Source organism: Mesorhizobium sp. FG116 (assembly GCF_057809835.1).
This window is the reverse complement of record NZ_JBMDKS010000027.1, coordinates 48,273-71,204: the sequence shown is the minus strand read 5'-3', so window position 1 is coordinate 71,204 and position 22,932 is coordinate 48,273. Positions and strand designations below refer to the sequence as shown.

At 60.4% G+C, this 22,932-nt stretch carries 22 protein-coding genes and 1 pseudogene; 14 read left to right on the top strand and 9 right to left on the bottom strand.

Annotated elements, in window-relative coordinates; all coding sequences use genetic code 11:
• Positions 1 to 557: 557 nt before the first annotated feature.
• Both ACODTY_RS19060 and ACODTY_RS19055 read left to right on the top strand, forming a co-directional pair.
• On the top strand, positions 558 to 821 hold the full coding sequence (locus tag ACODTY_RS19060; protein WP_488995779.1) for a hypothetical protein: 264 nt from the start codon (positions 558 to 560) through the stop codon (positions 819 to 821).
• A 273-nt stretch (positions 822 to 1,094) separates the two neighbouring features.
• Positions 1,095 to 1,512 (top strand): annotated as a pseudogene (locus ACODTY_RS19055) (DDE-type integrase/transposase/recombinase); the annotation flags it as partial.
• A gap of 808 nt (positions 1,513 to 2,320) precedes the next feature.
• Here ACODTY_RS19055 and ACODTY_RS19050 read toward each other — a convergent pair.
• On the bottom strand, positions 2,321 to 2,974 hold the full coding sequence (locus ACODTY_RS19050; protein ID WP_488995778.1) for a helix-turn-helix domain-containing protein: 654 nt from the start codon (positions 2,972 to 2,974) through the stop codon (positions 2,321 to 2,323).
• A gap of 780 nt (positions 2,975 to 3,754) precedes the next feature.
• Here ACODTY_RS19050 and ACODTY_RS19045 point away from each other — a divergent pair.
• Genes ACODTY_RS19045 through ACODTY_RS19030 form a run of 4 tightly spaced genes read left to right on the top strand, consistent with a single transcriptional unit; the run spans position 3,755 to position 6,595 of the window.
• Positions 3,755 to 4,261 (top strand): DUF3833 family protein, encoded by a 507-nt coding sequence (locus ACODTY_RS19045; protein ID WP_488995777.1) that lies wholly within the window; start codon positions 3,755 to 3,757, stop codon positions 4,259 to 4,261.
• 58 nt (positions 4,262 to 4,319) lie between these two features.
• On the top strand, positions 4,320 to 4,718 hold the full coding sequence (locus ACODTY_RS19040; protein ID WP_488995776.1) for a hypothetical protein: 399 nt from the start codon (positions 4,320 to 4,322) through the stop codon (positions 4,716 to 4,718).
• The gene (locus tag ACODTY_RS19035) at positions 4,719 to 6,143 is read left to right on the top strand and encodes an MFS transporter (protein WP_488995775.1); all 1,425 of its coding nucleotides are present in this window, start codon (positions 4,719 to 4,721) and stop codon (positions 6,141 to 6,143) included.
• Positions 6,143 to 6,595 carry a TspO/MBR family protein gene (locus tag ACODTY_RS19030; protein ID WP_488995774.1) on the top strand — a complete coding sequence of 151 codons (453 nt, stop codon included), beginning with the start codon at positions 6,143 to 6,145 and terminating at the stop codon, positions 6,593 to 6,595. Before ACODTY_RS19035 ends, ACODTY_RS19030 begins: the two co-directional genes overlap by 1 nt.
• Before the next feature lie 73 nt (positions 6,596 to 6,668).
• On the opposite strand, the gene ACODTY_RS19025 is transcribed toward ACODTY_RS19030, so the two are convergent.
• The 3 genes from ACODTY_RS19025 to ACODTY_RS19015 are packed head-to-tail and all read right to left on the bottom strand — an operon-like array spanning position 6,669 to position 8,322.
• Complete coding sequence (locus tag ACODTY_RS19025; protein WP_488995773.1) at positions 6,669 to 7,085, bottom strand: DUF2177 family protein; 417 nt, start codon at positions 7,083 to 7,085, stop codon at positions 6,669 to 6,671.
• A 35-nt stretch (positions 7,086 to 7,120) separates the two neighbouring features.
• On the bottom strand, positions 7,121 to 7,783 hold the full coding sequence (locus tag ACODTY_RS19020; RefSeq protein ID WP_488995772.1) for a ChrR family anti-sigma-E factor: 663 nt from the start codon (positions 7,781 to 7,783) through the stop codon (positions 7,121 to 7,123).
• The gene (locus ACODTY_RS19015; RefSeq protein ID WP_488995771.1) at positions 7,780 to 8,322 is read right to left on the bottom strand and encodes a sigma-70 family RNA polymerase sigma factor; all 543 of its coding nucleotides are present in this window, start codon (positions 8,320 to 8,322) and stop codon (positions 7,780 to 7,782) included. The genes ACODTY_RS19020 and ACODTY_RS19015 overlap by 4 nt, the downstream gene beginning before the upstream one ends.
• A gap of 264 nt (positions 8,323 to 8,586) precedes the next feature.
• Between ACODTY_RS19015 and ACODTY_RS19010 the strand changes: the two genes are divergently transcribed.
• Genes ACODTY_RS19010 through ACODTY_RS19000 form a run of 3 tightly spaced genes read left to right on the top strand, consistent with a single transcriptional unit; the run spans position 8,587 to position 11,956 of the window.
• Positions 8,587 to 9,945: an NAD(P)/FAD-dependent oxidoreductase gene (locus tag ACODTY_RS19010; protein ID WP_488995770.1), complete on the top strand. Its 1,359-nt coding sequence runs from the start codon at positions 8,587 to 8,589 to the stop codon at positions 9,943 to 9,945.
• Complete coding sequence (locus tag ACODTY_RS19005; protein WP_488995769.1) at positions 9,942 to 10,742, top strand: DUF1365 domain-containing protein; 801 nt, start codon at positions 9,942 to 9,944, stop codon at positions 10,740 to 10,742. Before ACODTY_RS19010 ends, ACODTY_RS19005 begins: the two co-directional genes overlap by 4 nt.
• Positions 10,739 to 11,956, top strand: a complete 1,218-nt coding sequence (locus ACODTY_RS19000; RefSeq protein ID WP_488995768.1) for a class I SAM-dependent methyltransferase — start codon at positions 10,739 to 10,741, stop codon at positions 11,954 to 11,956. The genes ACODTY_RS19005 and ACODTY_RS19000 overlap by 4 nt, the downstream gene beginning before the upstream one ends.
• Before the next feature lie 13 nt (positions 11,957 to 11,969).
• Here the strand turns inward: ACODTY_RS19000 and ACODTY_RS18995 are convergent, their stop codons facing one another.
• On the bottom strand, positions 11,970 to 12,764 hold the full coding sequence (locus ACODTY_RS18995) for an SDR family NAD(P)-dependent oxidoreductase (protein ID WP_488995767.1): 795 nt from the start codon (positions 12,762 to 12,764) through the stop codon (positions 11,970 to 11,972).
• Positions 12,765 to 12,889: 125 nt separating this feature from the next.
• Here ACODTY_RS18995 and ACODTY_RS18990 point away from each other — a divergent pair, with 125 nt between their 5' ends.
• Positions 12,890 to 14,311 carry a cryptochrome/photolyase family protein gene (locus ACODTY_RS18990; protein WP_488995766.1) on the top strand — a complete coding sequence of 474 codons (1,422 nt, stop codon included), beginning with the start codon at positions 12,890 to 12,892 and terminating at the stop codon, positions 14,309 to 14,311.
• 292 nt (positions 14,312 to 14,603) lie between these two features.
• Here the strand turns inward: ACODTY_RS18990 and ACODTY_RS18985 are convergent, their stop codons facing one another.
• Positions 14,604 to 14,780, bottom strand: a complete 177-nt coding sequence (locus tag ACODTY_RS18985; RefSeq protein WP_488995765.1) for a hypothetical protein — start codon at positions 14,778 to 14,780, stop codon at positions 14,604 to 14,606.
• Between the two features lie 287 nt (positions 14,781 to 15,067).
• On the opposite strand from ACODTY_RS18985, the gene ACODTY_RS18980 reads away from it, so the two are divergent.
• Entirely contained in the window at positions 15,068 to 15,511 is a 444-nt protein-coding gene (locus tag ACODTY_RS18980) for a universal stress protein (RefSeq protein ID WP_488995764.1), read from the top strand.
• Positions 15,512 to 15,627: 116 nt separating this feature from the next.
• Here ACODTY_RS18980 and ACODTY_RS18975 read toward each other — a convergent pair whose 3' ends face one another.
• The gene (locus tag ACODTY_RS18975) at positions 15,628 to 15,876 is read right to left on the bottom strand and encodes a hypothetical protein (RefSeq protein WP_488995763.1); all 249 of its coding nucleotides are present in this window, start codon (positions 15,874 to 15,876) and stop codon (positions 15,628 to 15,630) included.
• Positions 15,877 to 16,098: 222 nt separating this feature from the next.
• On the opposite strand from ACODTY_RS18975, the gene ACODTY_RS18970 reads away from it, so the two are divergent.
• On the top strand, positions 16,099 to 18,777 hold the full coding sequence (locus ACODTY_RS18970; RefSeq protein ID WP_488995762.1) for a bifunctional acetate--CoA ligase family protein/GNAT family N-acetyltransferase: 2,679 nt from the start codon (positions 16,099 to 16,101) through the stop codon (positions 18,775 to 18,777).
• A gap of 44 nt (positions 18,778 to 18,821) precedes the next feature.
• Here ACODTY_RS18970 and ACODTY_RS18965 read toward each other — a convergent pair whose 3' ends face one another.
• Entirely contained in the window at positions 18,822 to 19,694 is an 873-nt protein-coding gene (locus tag ACODTY_RS18965; protein ID WP_488995761.1) for a universal stress protein, read from the bottom strand.
• Positions 19,691 to 20,077 (bottom strand): c-type cytochrome, encoded by a 387-nt coding sequence (locus tag ACODTY_RS18960; protein WP_488995760.1) that lies wholly within the window; start codon positions 20,075 to 20,077, stop codon positions 19,691 to 19,693. The genes ACODTY_RS18965 and ACODTY_RS18960 overlap by 4 nt, the downstream gene beginning before the upstream one ends.
• 123 nt (positions 20,078 to 20,200) lie before the next feature.
• On the opposite strand from ACODTY_RS18960, the gene arcD reads away from it, so the two are divergent.
• A complete protein-coding gene (gene arcD / locus ACODTY_RS18955) occupies positions 20,201 to 21,670 on the top strand; it encodes an arginine-ornithine antiporter (RefSeq protein ID WP_488995759.1) in 1,470 nt (489 codons plus the stop codon).
• A gap of 29 nt (positions 21,671 to 21,699) precedes the next feature.
• The gene (locus ACODTY_RS18950; RefSeq protein ID WP_488995758.1) at positions 21,700 to 22,917 is read left to right on the top strand and encodes an arginine deiminase; all 1,218 of its coding nucleotides are present in this window, start codon (positions 21,700 to 21,702) and stop codon (positions 22,915 to 22,917) included.
• Positions 22,918 to 22,932 lie beyond the last annotated feature (15 nt).

Below are 22,932 nucleotides of genomic sequence, written 5' to 3'. Positions count from 1 at the left end.
CTCCGGCGGTAAGGCAGGTCCGTCAAATTGCCAGTCGTCGTGCTGTTCGTCGAAACTGGGACGCTTGTCCCACGGCAGCGAGCCCCAGCCAAGGATGGCGATGCGCCGATGTTTCTTTGCCTCAACCATGAGAGGCCGCCAAGAGTGAGTCGGCGACGAACCCGCTCGACGCTTCGTTCTCGAACGGCTCGCACCTGCTCAAATCCAGTTTCATGGGCGGGAGGGGCGATGATAAACGCCATACCCTATGCCTACGGTATCGGAACCGTATCGATACAGAGACAATAAACAGAGACCTAGACAGAGAAAAACACCGAGAAAAAAACAAAAGAGAAAACTGAAAGGACCGCTTTCGCTTCGCTTCAGCGGGCGCTGTCGCGCCTCTGCTTTTCTCGCATTTTCGATAGAATGAAAATACCAGCGTTCTGCCGGTGGAAAGGTCGCAAGGGGTTTAGGAAAAAGAGCGGTGGCAACGGCAGCGCTGATCCAGCCAGCGCTTTCGCGTTGTAGGGGTCGTTATGATAAATAGTCTCAAGCTTGCAACATCAGGAGCGTCCATGCTCGATCTAGGTGAAGTCCTCGACCCGTTACGAAAACAGGTAATCGATATCAAGGAAGCCTTGGCCCGCGCCCGGTATCTCTATGACGGCCTCGACCTGATCTTGGAGAATGTCGAGGATTCCAAGACCCGCGGAGCCTCACAAGAGGTGTTCTCGGCCGCCAGTGAACGGATGGACGCGATCAACGCGATGTTGGATGAGTTTTATCGCCAGTTATCTTCAGCGGATCGGATGTTGGAAAACTACAACCCGAATGCATAAAGGCCACCCGGATCGGCTGCATTCTTGCGGAATATCCCAATAGACAAGGCCGCCACCGCCCGCCGAATCGCGCGCAACAAAAACCCCCGCCGGAGCGGGGGAGGTTTTGGACGGGACGAGGCCCGGCCCAGGGTGTGCCTCTCAGCAAGAGACGGGCCGAGCCTCACACTGCCGGTAGACAGCAAGGCCATTCTAGCACCTGATGGCAGGGGAGCAACAAAAAAGCCGCCCGGAGGCGGCGCGGAGTAGGCAAAGAAAAACCCCACCGGAGCGGACCAGATCGTCGAACTTGCCCTGGACAAGCCGCAATGGTTGCCACGCGAACTGGCCGTGACCTTCACCGACACGGAAAGCTATTTTGTCTCGGAGGCCTCGGTCTACCGCCTGCTCAAGGCCAACGACCTGATCACCCGCCCAGCTTTCATCGTGATCAAGGCGGCCAACGAATTCCATGACAAAACGACTGCGCCCAACCAGCTCTGGCAGACCGACTTCACCTTCTGAAGGTGATCGGCTGGGGCTGGTCTATCTCTCCACCATCCTCGACGACGTCTCCCGCTATATCATCGCCTGGACGCTGTGCTCCACCATGCGTGCCGAGGACGTCACCGACACACTGGATCTGGCGCTCACGGCATCGGGTTGCGACCAGGCCCATGTTCACCACAGGCCGCGGCTGCTTTCCGACAACGTCCTAAGCGCGGAACGAAATGGAGCCTGCAGTCAAGGTCTCTCTATCCGTCAGCATGTTCTCGCTGCATGACTTTGGTCAAGTCGTCGAAACAGGCGGCTTCCACCGGCAAGGGAAAAGGTCTCGTCCATAGCAAACAAAGGGTACGCACGGAGGCGGCCCTCACCGTCCTCAACACGAGCTTCTGATCCAGGCGGAAGACCCGAACATTATCTACAGGGTCATCGAAGCGATGCCCTCACGGCCCTTAGCTGACAGAGGTTCTTCCACCTGGCACCCGCCCTTCAACGAAGGGCCGGTAGTCGGAACCAACCTTTGACGACAGCGTGCACGACGCGCGCCATCTTGGCGGTAACCCGGTGCGCCGGGTCATGGTCCAGCAGCGCTACATTCCCGGCCAGAATGGAAAGACCAAGCTCATCTGTGCCATCTAGCGCGCAGGCATCTCGCAACGGCGAACGCAACAGCATCACTGCCATCCGTTCCGGTTCATCGTCTCGAGATGGCGCGGACCTTTCGGACTGCTTGAGGCAATCTTCGAAGAGCAATTTAGGGTCGAGCAACAAGGACACCCGTGCCCATACGAAGCCGCCGTACGGCTTGCTCTGGCGCTTCAGCACAACGTCTGGCGGACTTTCGGACGGCGGCCTGCGCGCCGAAGGAACATGGTCCGCAGTGAACATCCTGATAATCGTCGCGGGCCGTCGCTGCCGTCGAGTTACGTAAACGACCAGTTTGCAGGCAACGCAACGACGGTCGACCATGACATGGCGGCGCTTGGGCGCACCAGGATCGGTAAGGCGTGGTGTCACCGAAATGATGGCAACCTTCCAGTCGGAAAGCCCCGGTTGCGGCGCTCCATAACGCCCGACAGCACGGTAAGCCCACGGCGCTCGAGTTCGGCCACGCACTTCAGAATGTCATTGTAAAGATCGCGCCGCCCGCGCTCGGACGGCATGGGATCTTCGACAATATCGGCGAGAATGAACGAGGCCAGGTCGAGCCATTCGCCGAGATTGGCGATGTCGTCGTCATATGTGTCGGACACATCCGGCCGGTGGATGAGATAGGCTTGGCACTTGGCGGCCTCGCGGACGGCTTTGTGTGTCTTCATCGGCGATACCGGCACTGGTTCGAGATAGCCGTAGGTTTCGACAATCTGCTCGGTCGCCTTTTCCTGGCCAATCGGCATGCGCGGCATCGTGAAGGCACCCCGCTCGTAGCCGAGCGCCTGTGCGATGCGATCAAGAGCCTCGCTGCTGACCTTGTCTCCGCGTTCGACCCGCTCAACAGTCGACAGTGAAACACGCGCGAAATCGGCCAGCGTCGTCGCCTTCCATTGCTTCAGATGCCGACCCCAGCGCACCACCATGGCCACTAGTTCGACCGGCGGTGCCGTGGGTACGTCCACGGGCTTGTTCGGCAATTCCTTGATCTTGTCGAGAAGTTCCTTGGCATTCATGGATGAAGTCTCCTTTCCTGCCCACGAACATGCCTCAACCCCGCCGAGCAAAAGAGGTCGAAATGCCCTTCAGTACGCGAAAAACGATCCTGACGGCGATCAGGAACGTTAACCGCGAACATTGTTCCCGCATCAGAACGATGCGTTTCGCACCACTCTCCGCCGAGAATCCGACGCATCCCGGGCGCGAAGTCGCTATATAGCAAGCAAGAAGACCGAAACCCCGCCCGCTAGGTGTGAAATTGCACTGAACAGTGACCGTGGGCACGAGAACGCTCAAGTAGTTGATCAGTTGCTCTTCCCGAGATTTTGAGGGTCACGAAAGGCCCGTCTGAGACCCCTCAACTCGCAACCATTTTCGCAATGAAATCAGTAGAATAAGCTTGATCTGCGTAGGGTCACCGTTCTGCGCGATTTCACAGACAGGGCGGAACCGGAGTTCGTGCCTTGGCGCCAGAGCATATGGGCGTTGGCAATATCGACCGTCAGCGGTTTGCCCACCCAGTCATCTACTCTGTGCTCCGATCAACCATTGATGATTTGGCAAGCCCTTGTGGGCGGCGCCGGGCCGACCTCCGAAAGCGGCTGCGAAAACGAGAGGCATAAGAGAGAGCGGGACGATATTAGCCGTCGGGGCTATCTCGGCCCTGCAATGTAACGCGCGACGGGCGGGTTAAACTCGGTCGCCAAATCCGATTTACAGTGTGGCCAGTGATCCAGCTGGAACATGGTGCCGTATCAACATCCGAGTGCAAGTTGTCGAGAGGTTGGAGGCATGCGATGCACGGCAGGAAAATTGGCCTTCTAGGCCTTGCGATAACATTTGTGCTTGGTTTGTCACCCGCTGCTGCTGGCGACTTTTCACTTGAAGGCTACTTCATCGGCAAGACATCCGCTGTGGGTAGCTTCAGTGCCATCAACGGCGTCAAGCGCGGATTTACGGTCGACCTTTTGGGAAAGTGGAATGGAAAGACGCTGACGCTGGTGGAAGACTTCGCCTACGACGATGGCGAGCGCGACCGCAAGACGTGGCGCTTCGAAAAGATCGGCAAGAACAAATATCGCGGCACACGCGAGGACGTGATCGGCGGAACGCTGGTGACGATCAGGGGCGATACGGCTCGCTTCAGCTACCTGGTCGACCTCGACGCCATGGGTAAGAGCAACCGCGTGCGCTTTTACGATACGATGAGGCTGCAGGACGATGGGACGGTGCTCAACAAGGCTCTCGTGACCAAGTTCGGACTGCCGGTCGCGCTGACGCGCGTAGAATTTCAACGCCGCTAAGAGGCCGGTCTCTAAAAGCCGGAAACATGGAAACTGTAGTAAGATTAGGGACTTGATTGTGGCAAATCCTGTGCAGACAAGCCGCTTTGTGCTTCTGCTGTCGACGCTTAGCCTGGCCGCTGGTGTCTCGTCAGCCGAGGAACTGGATGGTTCTGGGATCAAGAAGCTGATCGCCGGTGAGACCGTGCGGCTGAGTACGCCATTCGGTATCTCCCTGCCGCTGCGATACCGTATGGATGGTGTTGTCGTCGGCGATGTCTCGGGCATCTCGGCGGCCAGCATGTTTGCGCCCAAGGAGGAGGGCCGTTGGTGGGTGGAGGACGACTCTCTTTGCCAGAAATGGCCAACCTGGTACAAGGGACGCCAGTTCTGCTTCAAGATCACCTCACTCGGCGAAGGCAGGATTTCCTGGTTGCGTGACGACGGCGCCTCGGGCACCGCGCGCATCGGCGACTAGATGACAAAGTCTGAAGACCGCCCGTTGGGGCATACAGCGATATTGTTGGCTTATGCTTTGCCGGCCATGCCGCTCGCGGCACTCTCACTACCGCTCTATGTCATTGTACCGACATTCTATGCGCAGAATCTCGGACTTCCTCTCGCGGCAGTCGGCGCAATTCTGTTGCTGATCCGTCTCTTTGATGCCGCAAGCGACCCGCTGATCGGCTGGCTCTGCGACCGCCTGTTTGTAAAATCGGGGCGAAGGCGGACATTCTTTCTGCTGTCCGTGCCAGTGACGGCTATTGCTGCGTTCATGGTCTTCTGGCCGTCGCCGGATGCCACCCTTGGCTATCTCGCCTTTTGGGGCACGTTGCTTTCGGTTGGTTATACCGCAACGCTGCTTCCTTACACCGCTTGGGGCGCGGAACTGGCCACGGACTACAAGGGGCGCTCGGTGGTGTCGGCCCTCCGCGAAGGAGCGACGCTGACCGGAATGCTGGTTGCGGTTGTACTCCCTTTCGCGGTCGGCCTCGACAAGGTAAACAGCTTCCACGGCCTAGCTGCCCTCGCCGTTCTGACACTGTTTCTCCTGCCGACCGCTAGCGTGATTGCGGTCCAGACCGTACCGGAGCCGGCCAATCGCTCGACCAGGAAGTTGAGCGTGGCGGATAGCCTGCGCTTCATGGTCCGCAACGTGCCCTTCGTCCGGCTCATCGTCGCGTTTGTGCTCAATGGGTTTGCCAACGCGATCCCGGCGACGCTTTTCCTCTATTTCGTCTCCGAGCGCCTCGGTGCTCCTGAACTGCGCGGCCCGCTACTTTTCCTCTATTTCCTATGCGGAATCCTCGGCGTGCCCGTAGCCGTCTGGCTTGCGGGAAGAGCGGGCAAGCATCGTATATGGTGCGTTGCGATGACCGTCGCCTGCGTGGTGTTCACCTTTGCCGGTTTTCTGGGTGAGGGTGACATTCTACCGTTCGTCATGATCTGCGCGGCAACGGGCCTCCTTCTCGGCTTCGACCTCGCCTTGCCGCCGGCCATACAGGCCGATGTCATTGACTATGACACAGCAAGATCAGGCGAGCAGCGTTCGGGGCTCTATTTCGCCGCCTGGGGGCTGGCGACAAAGCTGTCACTGGCGCTAAGCGTTGGCTTGGTCTTTCCCATTCTAGCCTGGTCAGGTTTTGACAGCACCGGCTCCCACAACATGCCGCATACTGCGCTTGCAACCCTGTCCGCTCTGTATGCCTGGTTCCCCATTCTGCCCAAGGCAGCCGCCATTGCCCTGATGTGGAATTTTCCGCTCGGCGAAGAAGCGCAACGATCATTGCAGGCCCGCATCGACAGCGCAGCCGGGCAAAGCAAGACTTCTAGAGGAGAACCAAAGGCGCCTGCGGCCGTTGTCCGCACCGTGCTCCCAACTGCCGGAGGAAAAGATCCCTGATGTCGAAAGCTTTGTCCCTGATGCTCTTTGTACTGGGGGTCGTTCTGATCGGTATGTTCATCGGCTACGCCACGCTGCCGGGGGAATGGTACGCCAACTTGAACAAGCCGTGGTTTACGCCGCCCAATTGGGTCTTCGCCCCTGTTTGGACAGCCCTCTACATAATCATAGCCATTGCTGGCTGGCGATCCTGGGTCCGCGACGGAAGCAGCACTATGATGACGTTGTGGTTCGTTCAGATGGGGTTGAATTTTCTATGGTCGCCCGTGTTCTTCGGGGCTCAGCAACCGCGTTTGGCTCTTGTTGTTGTCTTTGCAGCATTGGTGGCGGTTCTGGCCTTCATCGCAGTTGCCTGGAACAGAGACAGGGTTGCGGCTATGCTTTTCCTGCCATATGCGGCATGGATGGCGTTGGCTACCGCACTGACCGCTGGCGTCGTGACGATGAACTGACTTGCCGTCCAGAATGGGCGGTCCGGCTTTGGATTGTCGACCGTCGCCCTTTACCGCGCCGCGTACGAGATGATCAGCCCGGTCTTGTCAGCGTCAAGGTGGTTAGAAAATAACCGCAGGTTGCGGCGGTCGCGGTGAGCACAATCCCCCACGCCATGTCGACGATGCTGACCGAGACGGACCAGTTCTTCAATGTGGCCAGGTTGGTCATGTCATAGGTGCCGTAGGCCACGAGCCCAAGCAGAGCGCCGTTGACCGCCGCCGTTGTCCAACTCGTTGCATTTACCGCTGGGATCACCGCAAAGTGGACGATGCCCGCGACATAGACGAGATAGAACAGACCGGCGACGCCGAGGTTCGGCTGCTCGAGAAGCAGGGCGCCGACGCGGCTGCGGTAGAAGTTGGTCGAAATGGTCGACAGCCAAACGAAATCAAGCCCGAAGAACACGACGGTGGTTGTGATGTAGGCGGTGGTATAACTGGCGATCATCGGTGCTCTCAGCTGCTCTTGGGAGGGGCACCTGCTCAGATGCCCAGTATGGGCTGGATAGCCCGCATGATCCAACTGCGGAACCTCAGTGGAGCGTCCGTCACCGCAAGACAGATGCAGTCGGCGTCCGGGGTGGCCACGGGCTGGTGCGTCAAGCTGGCGTCGGCATCCTCGATGTCGCCGCGCGCGAAGATGTCGTCGCCATCGACGAAGCTGCCGGCGAGTACCAGCGTCAGCTCACGTCCACCGTGACCATGCTCCGGAACCGGCTTGCCTGCGGGGATACGCAGCAGCCTCACATTGGTTTCGCGGTCCGACGTCCTGATCGGAATCTGGTAGGCACCGCGCCCGAGCGCGCGCCATTTGAGGGTGCCGATGTCGCCCCCGGCATAGGAACGCAACGGCTCTGGCAATCGGTCGCTGTTCCCTGAAGGCGTAGTCTTTCGCAAAGTGACCGCCGGGTTTAAGGCCTGCCGCTGCAGCCGGCTGCGCACGTTGGCCCAGGAATCGTCCACAGGGGCCTCATCGCCCATGGTTTCGAGCAAGTCACCGCCGATGCTCTCCGCCACAGTCAGGCGACGTCGGCACGATGGGCAAAGCGCAAGGTGAGTGGCGACCGCAATGCTCCAGCCTTCAGCCAGGCTGCCCGCGGCATAGCTTACGATCAGATCGTCGCTGATATGGTGACGGATGGTCACGATACGTCTCCAGATGCGGCGAGCGCGGCCCGCAGTTTGTCGAAGGCGAGGCGCATGCGCGACTTGACCGTTCCCAGGGGAAGATTCAGGCGCGTGGCGATCGCGCTGTGCGACTGATCCTCGAAGAAAGACAATTTCAGCAGCGCCGCCTGTTCCACCGGCAGCGCCGCTATCGCCTGATGGAGTTGCTCCGACGCTTGCCGCGCATCGAGCTCGGCATCGGCGGGGGCAACGTCATCAGGCACGAAGGCGGGATCGTCTGGGTCGAAGTCCGGCCGCTTCTCACGCCGAAACCCATCGATGCGCAGATTCCGCGCAATCGTAAAAATCCATGTGGAAACCGCGCCCTTTGCGGGATCGAACCTGTCAGCCTTGTTCCAGACCGCGATCATGGTTTCCTGCATCAGCTCCTCGGCCAGCTGACCGTCGCCACCCATACGTGCCATGTAGGCTTTTACGCGCGGCGCAAAGTGGCGAAAAAGCGTCTCAAAAGCTTCAAGATCCCGCCGTGCACCGACCGCACCGAGCAGCGCGACCATGTCAGGTGATTGGTCGGCATCAGACTTGCGGGCCATACGCAACCTTCCCAACTCGCAATTCCGTGGCGCGGAGTGACGCCAATGCTCCGATATAGACCGTTTATGCCCATCCGGTGCAATTTTGAGAGCGATCGAGATCATGTCCCCGATACGCCACCTGATGACCGTCGGATCACCGGCTCACGAAATTTTGACTCCGACCAATCCGGTAACACCTCCGCTTCGTATCATGAAAAAAGGCATTGCTGGATCGGAAAGTCGCACGTGAAAATCGAAAAAAGCACGGAATTGCCCGATGGCGCACGCCGCGTGGCAGTCGTGGGCTCCGGGATTTCGGGCCTTTCGGCTGCCTGGCTTCTCAGTCGAAAGCTCGACGTGACCGTCTATGAGAGCGAAAAACGCCTCGGTGGCCATTCCAACACGATTATGGTTCCGACGAAGAACGGGGTACTTCCTGTCGATACCGGCTTCATCGTCTATAATGAGCGAAACTATCCAAACCTGGTTGCCCTGTTCGAGGAAATCGGGGTGCCGACGGCGGCCTCCAATATGTCGTTCGCAGCCTCCCTCGAGGGCGGCAAACTTGAATATTCAGGCTCCGGTCTCAACGGACTGATCGGGCAAAGGGGCAATGTCGTGCGGCCGCGCTTCTGGCGGATGATGCGCGACATTGTGCGCTTCTACCGCGAGGCGCCGACCCTGTTGCCTCGACTGGACCTGAACGGCGTCACCCTCGGCGAATATCTCGATCGCAACGACTACGCTCCGGCCTTCATCGAGGACCATCTTCTGCCGATGGGAGCGGCGATCTGGTCGACAACGGCCAACGAAATGCGCGCCTATCCGCTTCTTGCCTTCGTCAGGTTCTTTGCCAGCCACGGCTTGCTCAGTCTGGCCGATCGCCCCAAATGGCGAACCGTCCTCGGCGGCAGCCACGAATACGTCCGGCGCCTGAGCCAAAGTTTTGCCGATGGCATTCGTCTCGGCGCGAAGGTGGCGAGGATTTCGCGCGAGAACGGCAGAGTCGTCATTACCGACGCGGCAGGGAACGCCGACACCTTCACCGATGTCGTGATTGCTACCCATGCCGATGAGGCAGCCCGTCTGCTGGCCGACGCCGACTGTGAAGAACGGGAGTTGCTCGGTGCCTTCAGCTATACGGACAATGTGGCTGTGCTGCACTCCGACGAAAACCTGATGCCGAAGCGCAAGCGCGTCTGGTCGAGCTGGAACTACATCGGCGAGAGCAGGAACGAAACCGCCCAACCGCTGTGCGTTACCTACTGGATGAACCGGCTGCAGAACCTCGACATGCGCCACCAGCTTTTCGTGACGCTGAATCCGACCCGTGAGATTGCTCCATCGAAGGTCATCGGACGCTATAGCTATGCCCATCCGCTGTTCGATCAGCGCGCTCTCGACGCCCAGCAACAGCTTTGGCGTCTTCAGGGCAGGCGAAACACCTGGTTCTGCGGTGCCTATTTCGGATTCGGGTTCCACGAGGACGGATTGCAGTCAGGTCTTGCCGCCGCCGAGAGCGTCGCCAACGTGCGACGGCCTTGGCGGGTCCGCGACGAGTCCGGGCGGATCGTGCTTCGGCCTCGGATGGAGGCAGCGGAATGAGCGGCCAGTCGGCGCTTTTTCTTGGCGAGGTAATGCATGCGCGCGCTAGGCCACGCCGGCACCGAATGAATTACCGCGTCTTTTCGCTGTTGCTCGATTTCGACGAACTGAAGGCCATTAGCGCCTCGTCCTGTCTCTTCGGCTACAACCGCAGCGCCATCTTGAGCTTTTGGGATGCCGATCATGGCGACGGAAGCGCCGGCGGTCTGCGCGCCTGGATTGAAGCCCGGCTGCGCGAAGCCGACAGGCTGGAGGAAGGCATGAGCATCCGGGTGCTCTGCTATCCTCGCATGTTCGGCTACGTCTTCAATCCGCTGACGGTGTATTTCTGCCATGCCTCCGGCGGTGCCCTGAGAGCCATTCTCTACGAGGTCTGTAACACCTTCGGCGAGCGCCACACCTACGTCATTCCGGTCGAGGATGGCGCGACAGGGCCAGTGCGGCAAGGCTGCGCCAAAGAACTATACGTGTCGCCCTTCATGCCGATGGCCTGCTCCTACCGTTTCCACATCGAGCCCCCTGGCGACAAGGTGCTGGTGCGCATTGATGAATCGGACGCCGAAGGTCCGCTTCTGATCGCGTCGTTTTCCGGTCGCCGTGAGCCGATGTCAGACCGTTCGCTTATGCGCGCGCTGATCCGCTACCCGCTGATGACACTCAAGGTCACCGTGGGCATTCATATTGAGGCGCTGCGTATCTGGTGGAAGGGCATCCCCGTCCACCGGCATCGCTCTGCCACCAACAGGGTCGCCACTACTATCGTCGTGGGAAAAATATCGGGACAAGAGCATCCATGAGCAATGTTGAAGGAAGGTCGGTTGCTGCGAGGAGCGTTCGCAGGCCACTGTGGGCGCGATTGCTTTGTGGCTGGGCCGACAGGATCGTCGCAGGCCAGCTCACCATCCGTTTTCCCAACGGTGACACCCACTTTGCGCTGGGCGCTTTGCCTGGTCCGTCCGCAAGCCTCAACGTCCGCTCGGGTAAGCTGGTGTGGAAGCTGGCAAGCGGTGGCAGCCTTGGCTTTGCCCGTGCCTATCTAGACGGCGACTGGGACACGCCCAACCTCGGCGACTTGTTGCAGTTGGGCAATTCCAATGAAGCTGCCTTTGGCGCTGTCCTCGACGCATCGTGGCCAGCCAGGCTGGTCGCATTCCTGAGGCATCGGCTTCGCGCCAACACGCGCGCCGGCAGCCGACGCAACATCGCGTTCCACTACGATCTCGGCAACGACTTCTTTCGTCACTGGCTAGACGAGACGATGACTTATTCTTCGGCGATATTCCTGGGCGAAGAACAGTCCCTGGCCAGTGCCCAAAGGGCCAAATATGCCCGCATCGTCGAAGCGCTCGATCTTGGCCCCGACGACCATGTTCTGGAAATCGGCTGTGGCTGGGGGGGCTTTGCCGAATATGCGGCGGGCGAGACAGGCTGCCGGGTGACCGGACTCACGCTTTCGCGCGAGCAGGCCGAGTTCGCCAGGGAGCGCCTGACGCAGGCCGATCTGGATGACAAGGTGGAGATTCGGCTTCAGGACTACCGCGACTGCAAAGGGCGGTTCGACAAGATCGTCTCCATCGAAATGTTCGAAGCAGTCGGCGAGGAAAACTGGCCGACCTATTTCGAAACGCTGCGGGAACTGCTGAAACCTGGCGGGCGCGCCATGATCCAGGTGATTACCATTGCTGACGAACATTTCACCAACTATCGCCGCAACGCGGATTTTATCCAGACCTACATCTTTCCAGGTGGCATGCTTCCGTCTCCAACGGCCTTTACTTCTGTCGCGGCGGAGCGGGGTTTGGCAGTGCTGGATCAAAAATTCTTCGGTGCCGACTACGACAAGACGCTGCTCGCATGGGACAGAGCGTTTGTAGCCGCATGGCATCGCATCGAGCCACTCGGCTTCGATGCGCGCTTCAAGCGGATGTGGCGCTATTATCTGCACTATTGCGCGACCGGTTTCCGAACCGGCTGGATCGACGTTGGCCAGTTCCTGCTAGCACCAGACTGATTGGGGGCGTCGGTTAGTTGCGAACCATACGACGCGCCACCGCAAAGCGCAGCTTTGAAGGTAATGCAGCGAGAAGCTTCATCGACAAGACCATCTGCCAGGGAAAGGCAATCTCGAAGTGGTGCGATTTCAGCCCAGCCATGATGTGATCGACTGCCGCTTCGGCCGAAATCAGGAACGGCATGGGAAAGTCGTTTTTTTGCGTCAGCGGTGTGTCGACGAAACCCGGATTGACAAGACTGAGGCGCACGTGGTGTGCGGCAAGTTCGGGGTAGAGCGCTTCGCACATATTGATGAGAGCGGCTTTGGTCGCGCCGTAGGCGGCGGCGCCCGGAAGGCCCACATATCCGACCACCGAGGATACTACGGCGATGTGTCCCGAACGCCGCGCCAGCATGCGCGGAATCACCGCGCCCAGGCAATGGACGGAGCCCATCAGGTTGACTTCGACCGTGGCGCGAAAGGCAACGGCGTCGAATTGCGCGGCGGAGTCGCGAGCATAGGTCCCGGCATTCAGCACCGCCAGATCGAGCTGCCCCATGACGTCCTCGATGCGAGCGACGGTCGCGCTCACTGCCTCAGCATTCGTTATGTCCAGCGGAAACGGGTGGATGCGACCAGGAGATTCGGCGGCAAGCGTGGCAAGGTTTCGTGCCGTCCGCGCGCTGACAGCGACGTTCCACCCCTCCGCCGCGAGCCGCAGCGCCAGTGCGCGACCGATGCCTGCGCCGGCCCCGGTCACCCATGCCGATCGACCAGTCGTCGTTCCGGTTTTGGTCTGCCTGTCGACGTGTACATTTCCGTGCATGGCCGTTTCCTTGGAAAATCCGATATACACCTCTGTTACGTTGAAATTTGGCAGTTGGTTCAATGGACCCTGCCGGCGCCATTGGCCGGCGAATTCTTCTGCCGCTCCTTCGGTCGGGGGTTGCCATGACGTTTCGTTCCCTGGTCTGGCTTCGCGATGACCTTAGACTGGCCGACAATCCAGCTCTCGATGCCGCGGTAGCCCGGGGCGGTCGCATTGCGGCTATTTATGTGCATGAGCAAGCCCCCGGCTTACGGCCTTTGGGCGCCGCTGCCTCGTGGAGGCTGGAAAAAAGCCTCGCATCGATCGCTCCGAGGCTCGCTTCTGCTGACATTGAGCTGGTGGTTGAGACCGGCAACCCCCAGGAGATCGTGCTGGCGACGGCCCGGCAACTCGGCACCACAGGTGTGTTTTGGAACCGCCGCTATGCACCGCCGGCGCGCGAAATCGACACCATCATCAAGGCGATGCTGCACGATGCCGGTATCGCGGCGACGTCCTTTATAGGCAACCTCCTCGTCGAACCCTGGAACGTCAAGACCGGCAGTGGCAGCCCGTTCCAAGTCTACACACCTTTCGCCAAGCTGGTGCGACAGTGGCCGATCGCGTTTCCGTTGAAGAATCCCTTGGCTGCGGAGGATGGCGACGGAGCGACATTGGCCAATCTGCCGAAATGGGCGCAAAAGCTTGAACGGCATTGGTCGGTTGGCGAAACCGTGGCGCGCCAGGAGCTGCAGCGGTTTTTCGACGAGGCACTCGAAACCTATGTCGAGGACCGTGACCATCCCGGAATAGCTGGCACGTCGGCTTTGTCATCCTATTTGCGCTTCGGCGAGATCAGTGCGAGGCAGGTTTGGCATGCTGCGCAGGCGGTTGCCGCCGAGCATGCCGAAAAGGGCGCGGCTATCGGAAAGTTCCTGTCCGAACTGATCTGGCGCGATTTCAACTACCACCAGCTTTATCATCGCCCCGACATCGCCAACGTGGCAATGCGCGACAATCTGGCAGGGCTCGGATGGCGCAACGACCAGCCGGGGTTCCTGGCATGGACGCGAGGGTGCACCGGCATTCCGATCATCGACGCCGGCATGCGCCAGCTGTGGGCAACCGGCTGGATACACAACCGGGTGCGCATGCTGGTGGCGTCGTTTTTGGTCAAGAACCTGCTCATCGACTGGCGGCTCGGCGAAAGATGGTTCTGGGACACGCTGGTCGACGCTGATGTGGCCAGCAACCCAGGCAACTGGCAATGGATCGCTGGATGCGGCATGGATGCAGCGCCCTATTTCCGTATCTTCAATCCACTGCTGCAGGGCGAGCGCTTTGATCCAGACGGAACGTTCGTGCGAAGGTGGCTGCCGGAACTGTCTGACATGCCCGATGCCTGGATTCACAGGCCGTTCGAGGCACCCGAGGGCGTGTGCGCTAGTGCAGGCATAGTACTCGGCCAGACCTATCCGTGCCCCATAGTCGACGTGAAAGAGTCTCAAAGAAGGGCTCGGGAAAGCTTTACATCAGCAAAGTACTTTCCAGCAGACAGACATTGAGTGTCCGTCTCCCTTGCGGCGAGATCATCCAAGCTCAGGCAGGTAAGTTAGTCGTCACCGAGGGATGGTGAAATGTTCCCCGTTCTCTTTCCCCGACAGCATTTCGGCTGACATACTTGCAGCCGCCGCCAAATTGTTCACCCGCCTGCGCCTCATTCGAATGTCGTGGAAGCCGCGACCTGTGGCGTTGTACCACGATCGAAGCCCGAGCTTTTCTCAAGGGCTCGGAATCGATCGGGTTGAGGGATTCGGCGGCGTAGCGGTGGCGGGAGCAGGAGAGGCCGGCCTCGCCCTAGGCGCCGAGCAGCATCGAGTAGTTCATTGCAGGCGCGTCCGTGTCGGCGATAATCCAGTTGAAGACATTCGCGGCCATGAAGGTCTGACGGTCGCGGATGGGGTTCAGGGACGCCGGTAGCACGTTGTTGGAGATCGTCGCGATACCCGGCCCACCCTGGTTATTTGTTGCCACCTGGCTGTGTGGTGGCTAATCTGCGATAGCTGTTCATTCCTAATGAGCGTCATGAGGCCCGGCTCGCCGCCATTTTGAGGCACATCCTGGGCTGGGCCTCACACCTTCAAAATCTTTCCCCGCTTCGGCGGTCTTTTTTGCTGCAATCACATAAATCGGCAGGACGCTGCACCGCATACATCGCCAATACCGTGCTTGAGAGCGCGACGGTTTGATCCGCTTGCCGGTCCAACCCTGCTTGTGGTTCCATCCACCTCAGTTCCCTAACTCATTTCCGGAGGCTATCAATGTATACACATATCCTGATACCGACAGACGGATCTTCCTTTGCGCAGAACGGCGTCGATCACGGCCTATCGTTGGCAAAATTACTTGGGAGCAAGGTCACGATCGTTACGGCCACCGAAGCATTCCCGTTTCCTACGGGAGTAGCTGCCTGGCATGTAACGGCGGACGACATCACGCGCTATCAAGCGGAAAGTAAGAAAACTGCGGAGGAGTTGCTCGCGTCTATCAAAGCGATTGCGGAACGGATGGGAATCGTCGCTGACACGGTCCATGTGCCTGACGCCAGAGGCGCGGCTGCCATACTGGCAACGGCGCAGGAAGCCGGCTGCAATCTTATTGTAATGGCTTCTCACGGCCGGCGAGGTGTAAAACGACTGCTCCTTGGGAGTCAAGCCGCGGAGGTTGTAGCTAACAGTCCCGTGCCAGTGCTGATCGTTAAGTGATTGCCGACCCTTTCGACTCAGGTTTGATAGAGGCAACCTTGTCGCCGGCATTGACGAAGAACTCACTCGCCGCACCTTCAGCTGGATAGCATCGCTTACCAACGTATTGGGATCGATCATGCGCAGTACAGCGACCACTCACCGCGACAGGCGGAATTTTCCGGCTTGCCGTGCCGGGTCGCGCACGCAGGCAACGTCGTGGGCCCGAGCCAGTCGCGACGCGGACAGTCGTAAAAATATTCCAGCCGATCATCCCCATCGACCAGCGACATCGCGCCGGCGAAACGCAAGATCAGCGAGAAAAGACCGCACGTTCCGGCCGGGAAGCATGCGCATTGAATCAGCGCCAATATTGCGAAGTGCATGGCCTTCCACGCAAGGCATTTGCAAATTGACGCGCAAAGTTCAAGGCTGAGTCGCAGTCACAACCACCATCGGCACTAAGGTGTCACACCCGCTCGTTTGCATTTGGCGCAGGATATCTGTCTTTCAGATCTGCGCAAAGCCAGCAACGCACCTTGATTGACGTCAACGAGGATCTAGTCAAACAGGATAATGAGTAGTTCTGTCCTCTCGGAGAACTAAAGGTGACGATCCGAAACCTGCATCATGCCTTCGTCCCGCAATCGATCGCCGTCATTGGAGCATCCTCCCGACCAGGATCGGTCGGAACGGTCGTGCTCGACAATATCCTCAAGGGCGGTTTTGCGGGCGAAATCTGGGCTGTAAATCCGAAATACACTGAGCTGAATGGCCGCCCCTGCTACACGGCCGTGAAGGATCTTCCCGCGGTACCCGATCTGGCCGTGATCATGACACCGGCCGACACCGTACCCGGCCTCATCAGCGATCTCGGTGCCAAGGGTACGCGCGCAGCGGTGGTCCTTTCCGCCGGCCTTACCGAACGGAACGGCTTGAGGCAGAAGATGCTCCATGCCGCCCGGCCGCATCTCCTGCGCATCATCGGGCCGAACGGCATCGGCCTCATGCTGCCGCACGCCAATCTCAACGCTGGCTTTTTCCACATAGCGGCAGCGCCTGGCGATGTTGCGCTTCTGTCCCAATCGGGCGCGATCGCGGCCTCGCTGATCGACTGGGCGGCCGATAATGGAGTGGGGTTCTCGCAGGTCGTCTCACTTGGCGACATGGCCGATGTCGACGTTGCCGACTGTCTGGACCTGCTCGCCGGCGATGCCAAGACCAGCGCCATCATCCTCTATCTCGAATCCATTCCCAGTCCCAGGAAGTTCATGTCGGCGGCGCGCGCAGCCGCACGGGCAAAACCCGTCATAGCCATCAAGCCGGGGCGTCACGCCGAAGCAGCCAGGGCGGCGGCCACACATACGGGAGCGCTCTCTGGCGCCGATCGTGTGGTGGACGCCGTACTGCGACGCGCCGGAATTCTGCGGATCAATGACCTTTCCGAATTGTTAGACGCAACCGAGACAATCGCCCGTTTTGCACCGCTGGAACGGACGCAGGTTGGCATCGTCACCAATGGCGGCGGGGCCGGTGTGCTGGCTGTCGATCGCCTGATGGATTTCGGCATCAAGCTGGCCGAACTGTCGACCGAGACGCTGAAGACGCTTGACCGGATGCTGCCGGCAAACTGGTCGCGAGCCAATCCGGTGGACATCATCGGCGATGCCGATCCCGAGCGCTATCGAACGGCCGTCGCCGCCGTCGCAGCAGATGCTTCCGTCGACGTGGTGCTGGTCATGAACTGTCCCACCGGCATCGCGTCCTCCGCCGAGGCCGCCGCTGCGGTCGCCTCTTCGGTGAAAAAAGGCCTCATCGCCGGCAAACCAGTTCTGTCCTGCTGGCTGGGTGCGGCCACCGCGCGCGAAGGGCGCATGCTGCTCCAGTCGTCGGGTATTCCGAGCTATGAAACCCCCGCAGCCGCTGCCGCAGCGGTCGACCACCTGACCAGATGGTCACGAGTCCAAACTGTGCTACAGCGCGTTCCGGCGGCAGCGGCGGGGACAGCTGTCGACCGCGCCGCTGCCCTCTCCGTCTTCCGACAGGCGGCGTCGGAAAATCGCCGCATGCTGACCGAGCCCGAGGCCAAGGCAGTGGTGAAAGCCTACGGCATTCCAGTGCCGGAGACCATCGTAGCCAGGTCTGTAAACGACGTCGGGCGCGCAGCGGAACGCCTCTTGCAGGGTTCGCAGAAGATCGTCATCAAGCTGCTTTCGAAATCCGTTTCGCACAAATCCGATGTCGGTGGCGTGGTTCTGAATATCGAAACCGCCAACGGTGCGCGCAATGCCGCCCGTATCATCGAACGGAATCTGCGCCAATATGCGCCGGGAGCTTCCATCGACGGGTTTGCCGTGCAGCCGATGATAGAGCGCAACCAGGCACAAGAACTGATTGTGGGTATCGGTCGTGATGCGATATTCGGCCCGATCCTCATGTTCGGAACAGGTGGCATTGCCGTGGAGGTCGTCGACGATACCGCAATTGCGCTGCCGCCGCTGGATGATGTCCTGGCCGGCGGTCTGATCGATCAGACGCAAGTCAGCCGCTTGCTTGCCGGTTTCCGGGGACGCAAGCCGGCGGAACGGGGTTTGATCATCCGTGCCCTTAACGCATTGTCGCTCTTGATCGTCGACTTTCCATGTATCGTGGCAGCTGACGTTAACCCCTTGCTTGCCGACACCGAGGGCGTGATCGCGCTTGATGTGCGCTTCGAGATCGACCCGGAAACCGTCGAACAGCCTGGCCCTAACCCCGCACTGATCATCCGCCCCTATCCGGCGGAGTGGGCAAGGGACGTTACGGTCCGGGACCAGACTTTTCACGTGCGGCCGATCCGGCCAGCCGATGCGGCCCTTTATCCGGATTTCTTTGAGCAGATGGACAAGGAGGACATGCGGCTCCGCTTTTTCAGCTTGAGCAAGCACTTCTCCGACAAACTGCTGATCCGCCTGACGCAACTCGACTATGATCGTGAAATGGCGTTCGTGGCTTTGGACCGAGACGGCAATCTATGCGGAGTCGCAAGAATTTTCGCCGATCCCGACCATGAGACGGCCGAATACGCATTGCTGGTGCGCAGTGACCTCAAGGGACAGGGCCTCGGCTGGACGATGCTGCGGCATCTGCTCGACTTTGCCAAGGCAGACGGTCTGAAACGGGTCTACGGCACGGTTCTGAGCGAGAACTCGGGCATGTTGAAAATGTGTCGCGAGTTCGGCTTTCAACTTGCTGTCGATAAGAACGATCCCGGCATCGTCAAGGTATCGCTGGATCTTTTACATTAAGCCTAGGCTGCCGCCGCTTGCGAACCTTCGGATGCAGGCAGGTCCTAGTGAGACAGGAACAGGGGCACCGGGGAATGCTCAAGCAGCGATTGGGTGACACCTCCCAAAATCGCCTGCCGGAAGCGTGAGTGGACGAATGCGCCCATGACGATCATTTCCATGCCCTCCGAGCTTACGAAAGAACGAAGTCGTCCGGCAACGTCACCCGCCTCTGCCGCCAGCGTGGCGAGACTGCATTCAACGCCGTGCCGGGCAAGGAATGTGGCGAGATCGGCGCCGGGCGCCATCCGGGAGAGATCCTTTTCACCCTCGACGGTAACCGCCACCACCGTTTCCGCTCGAACAAGAAAAGGCAGGGCGTCCTTGACGGCACGCGCCGAGCGGGCGCTGCCATCCCAGGCTAAGGCGATCCTCTCTGGTTTGACCGTCGCGACTTTGCGCGGAAACAGAAGCAGGGGGCAGCCGCTGTCGAAGAGAACGTCCTCGATCACCGTATGCTGCGAAGCATCGGAAATGTCGGCGGCATCGAGGATCGCAAGATCATGCACGCGCGCCAATTGGACGAACCGCCCGGATCGCGAGTCAAAAGGCGAGCCCGCATGTTCGGCGACGACCTGCAGTCCCGCGTCGGAGATTGCCTGGCTGGCCTTGTGCGTTACGGACGATGTAGATTTTTCGAGACGGTCCGCCTCCTGTGCGAGCCACGCCGACGCCGTCGCGGCGGCCATGCGAAACGGCGCACCCAGGTGCGGCGCGAAGACGTAGAGTGAAACGGCGCTGTCAGTCGCCTGGGCAAGCGCAATGGCCTGTGCCAAGGCTTGTGCCTGTATCTCCCCGCCATCCGAAGCAATGCCGACCAGTATGCTCCGGAATGGCTCGCCACGGGCCGCCGAACGGATTCCGTCATCGCGTGTCACGGATTGATGCTCCTGATGTAGGCAATAATGGCGCCGACCTGCTCTGGCGTAGCGACGAACTCCGGCATCTCCGGATGCCCGGTCGAAATGCCTTCTGCCAGCGATTCAGCCAGATCTTCGATGGGATAGCGCCTGGAAAGGGTGCGGAACGGCGGGGCGTCCGGATGGCTGCTTTTGTCGGTCGACGTCACGGCATGGCAGTGTGAGCAATTCTGCGCGACCAGCTTGCGCCCGTAGTCGGTTTGCCCAAAGTCGTCCGCCCTCGCCAACGCGCCTGGGAGCAATATAGCTGCGACCAGCAACAACCTGAACATCGTGCGAAACCCCGTGAAGTCTTGGAGGCTTTTATCGCACCAAGACGGACCCGCATTGACCTGCCGCAAATCTCCAACCCGCCCGGTTGCGGGTGGAAAATTGCGCAAGGCAGCATTTGACGCGCGTCAAAGCGTAACTGTCCGCAACGGCACAGTCTCCCGGCAAATGGCCCGAACTCTGGGAGATCCGCTATGGCCGCCACCGATATCTCTGCTGCTTCCGCAGCTTCTGCCACGTCCCCAAGCCAGACGAAGCTTCGCCTTGGCGCGCTGACCGCGCTGGTCATTGGCTCGATGGTCGGCTCGGGCGTGTTCAGCCTGCCGCAGAACATGGCTTCCGGGGCCGGGCCGCTTGCCATCCTGATAGGTTGGGGCATCACCGCCGTCGGCATGCTGGCGCTCGTCTTCGTCTATCAGTCGCTCGCCGTGCGCAAGCCGAGACTGGACGCCGGCCCCTACGCCTACGCCAAGGCCGGTTTCGGGCCGTTCATCGGTTTCAACAGCGCCTGGGGCTACTGGATCAGCGCCTGGATCGGCAACGTCTCCTATGCGGTGATCGTCTTTTCCGCGCTGTCCTATTTCTATCCAGCCTTCGGCGACGGCAATACATGGCAAGCCGTGCTCGGCGCCTCGGTCCTGCTGTGGCTCATCCACGTACTTGTCCTGGCCGGCGTACGCCAGGCTGCGATCGTCAATCTCGTGGTCACCATCGCGAAGATCGCGCCCATCGTCTTGTTCATCGGCATCATCGCCGTCGCCTTCAAGGTGGACGTCTTCAACGCCGACTTCTCCGGCCTCGGCAATGCCAGCCTCGGCTCGGTCATGAGCCAGGTCAAGAGCACCATGCTGGTGACGCTGTGGGTGTTCATCGGCATCGAGGGCGCCAGCGTCTTCTCGGCGCGCGCGGAACGGCGCAAGGATATCGCAACCGCGACCGTGCTCGGCTTTCTCACCTGCCTCGCGCTCTATGCGCTGGTGTCGCTGCTGTCTCTCGGCATTATCAACCAACCCGAGCTTGCAGCACTGAAAAACCCGTCCATGGCCGGTGTCCTGGAAGCGGTCGTAGGCCCTTGGGGCGCCATCCTTATCAACCTGGCGCTGGTCGTCTCGGTCGCGGGGGCCTTCCTGAGTTGGACGCTGCTCGCCGCAGAGGTGCCCCACGTGGCCGGCAAGGACGGCACCATGCCGAAATTCTTCGCGCATGAAAGTGACCGCGGCGTGCCCTCCACATCCCTGCTGATCACCAATCTCCTTGTGCAGGCGTTCCTCATCATCACGCTGTTCGCGCAAAGCACCTACCAGGCATTGTTCTACATCGCCTCGGCCGCCATCCTGGTGCCCTACATCTTCTCCGGCGCCTATGCGGCCAAGCTCGCCATCACCGGCGAGAGCTACGGTGATGGCGAGAGCCGCAACGGCGCGCTGCTTGTGGGCCTCGTGGCCACAATCTACGGTCTCTGGCTCGTCTACGCCGCCGGGCTCTCTTACCTCTTCATGTGCGCTGTCCTCTACGCGCCCGGCATCATCTTCTACGTCTGGGCGCGGCGCGAGAACCAGGAGCGTGTCTTCCATCCGGTCGAGGCCGTCCTCGCGGCCGCACTCGTCGCCGTCGGCCTCTATGCCGCCTACGAAATGTGGACCGGCGCCGTCAGTGCGCTCTGACGCAGCCTGGCTTTCCCGAAGGATGAAACATGACAGATCTCGGCGTCCACTCCGAAACCGGCCGGTTGCGCGAGGTGATCGTGCACCGGCCCGACCTCAGCCTGCGCCGGCTCACCCCAGACAACTGCAAAGCGCTGCTGTTCGATGACGTGCTGTGGGTCAAGCGGGCGCGGCAGGAGCATGACGTCTTCGTCGATGCGCTGCGCGAGCGTCACGTGACCGTGCACTCCTTCAACGAATTGCTGGCCGAGACAATGGCTGACGCCGAGGCGCGCGACTGGCTGCTCGACCGCCGGGTCGATGCTTCCGTCGTCGGCTACGACATGGTGGGCGAATTGCGCGGCTGGCTGGACGAGATGCCGGCGGATCATCTCGCCTCAGTGCTGGTCGGCGGCATTGCCCGGGCCGAGCTGCCGTTTCGCCCGACTGGTCTCACCGGCAAGACCCTGTTGCCGCAGGATTTCGTACTGCCACCACTGCCCAATCAGCTATTTACCCGCGACAGTTCGTGCTGGATCTACCGGTCCATCTCCGTGAACGCGATGTACTGGCCGGCGCGAAAGCCTGAGGCGGCCAATGTCGAAGTCGTCTATCGTTTTCATCCGCGCTTTCGCGACGCCGGCCTGCCCTTCGTGTCACCCGACAATCCCGGCCCCGGCGTCAGTCTGGAAGGCGGTGACGTCATGCCGATCAGTGGTGGCGTCGTGCTGGTCGGCATGGGTGAGCGTACCACGCCGCAGGCAGTCGGCGGGCTGGCCCGTAGCCTGTTCGCAGCCGGCGAGGCCACCCGCGTCATCGCCGCGCTGATGCCGCGCGACCGCTCCTTCATGCATCTCGATACCGTGTTCACATTCTGCGATCGCGATCTCGTGACGATGTATCCTCCGGTCGTCGAGCGGCTGCGCACCTTCTCGCTGCGGCCCGGTGACGGCGGGGCAGCTGTCGACGTGGTCGAGGAGGAGAAGCCCTTCACCGAGGTGGTCAGGGAAGCACTTGGCCTCAAGACGCTGCGCATCGTCGCCACCGGTGGGGACAGTTACCAGTCGGAACGCGAGCAGTGGGACGACGGCAACAACGTCGTTGCTGTCGAGCCAGGCGTGGTCATCGGCTACGACCGCAACGTCTACACCAATACGCTGCTGCGTCGAGCCGGCATCGAGGTGATCACCGTCGAAGGCGCGGAATTGAGCCGCGGTCGGGGCGGCGGTCATTGCATGACCTGCCCGATCGCGCGGGATCCGATCTGACCGAGGAGTAAACCC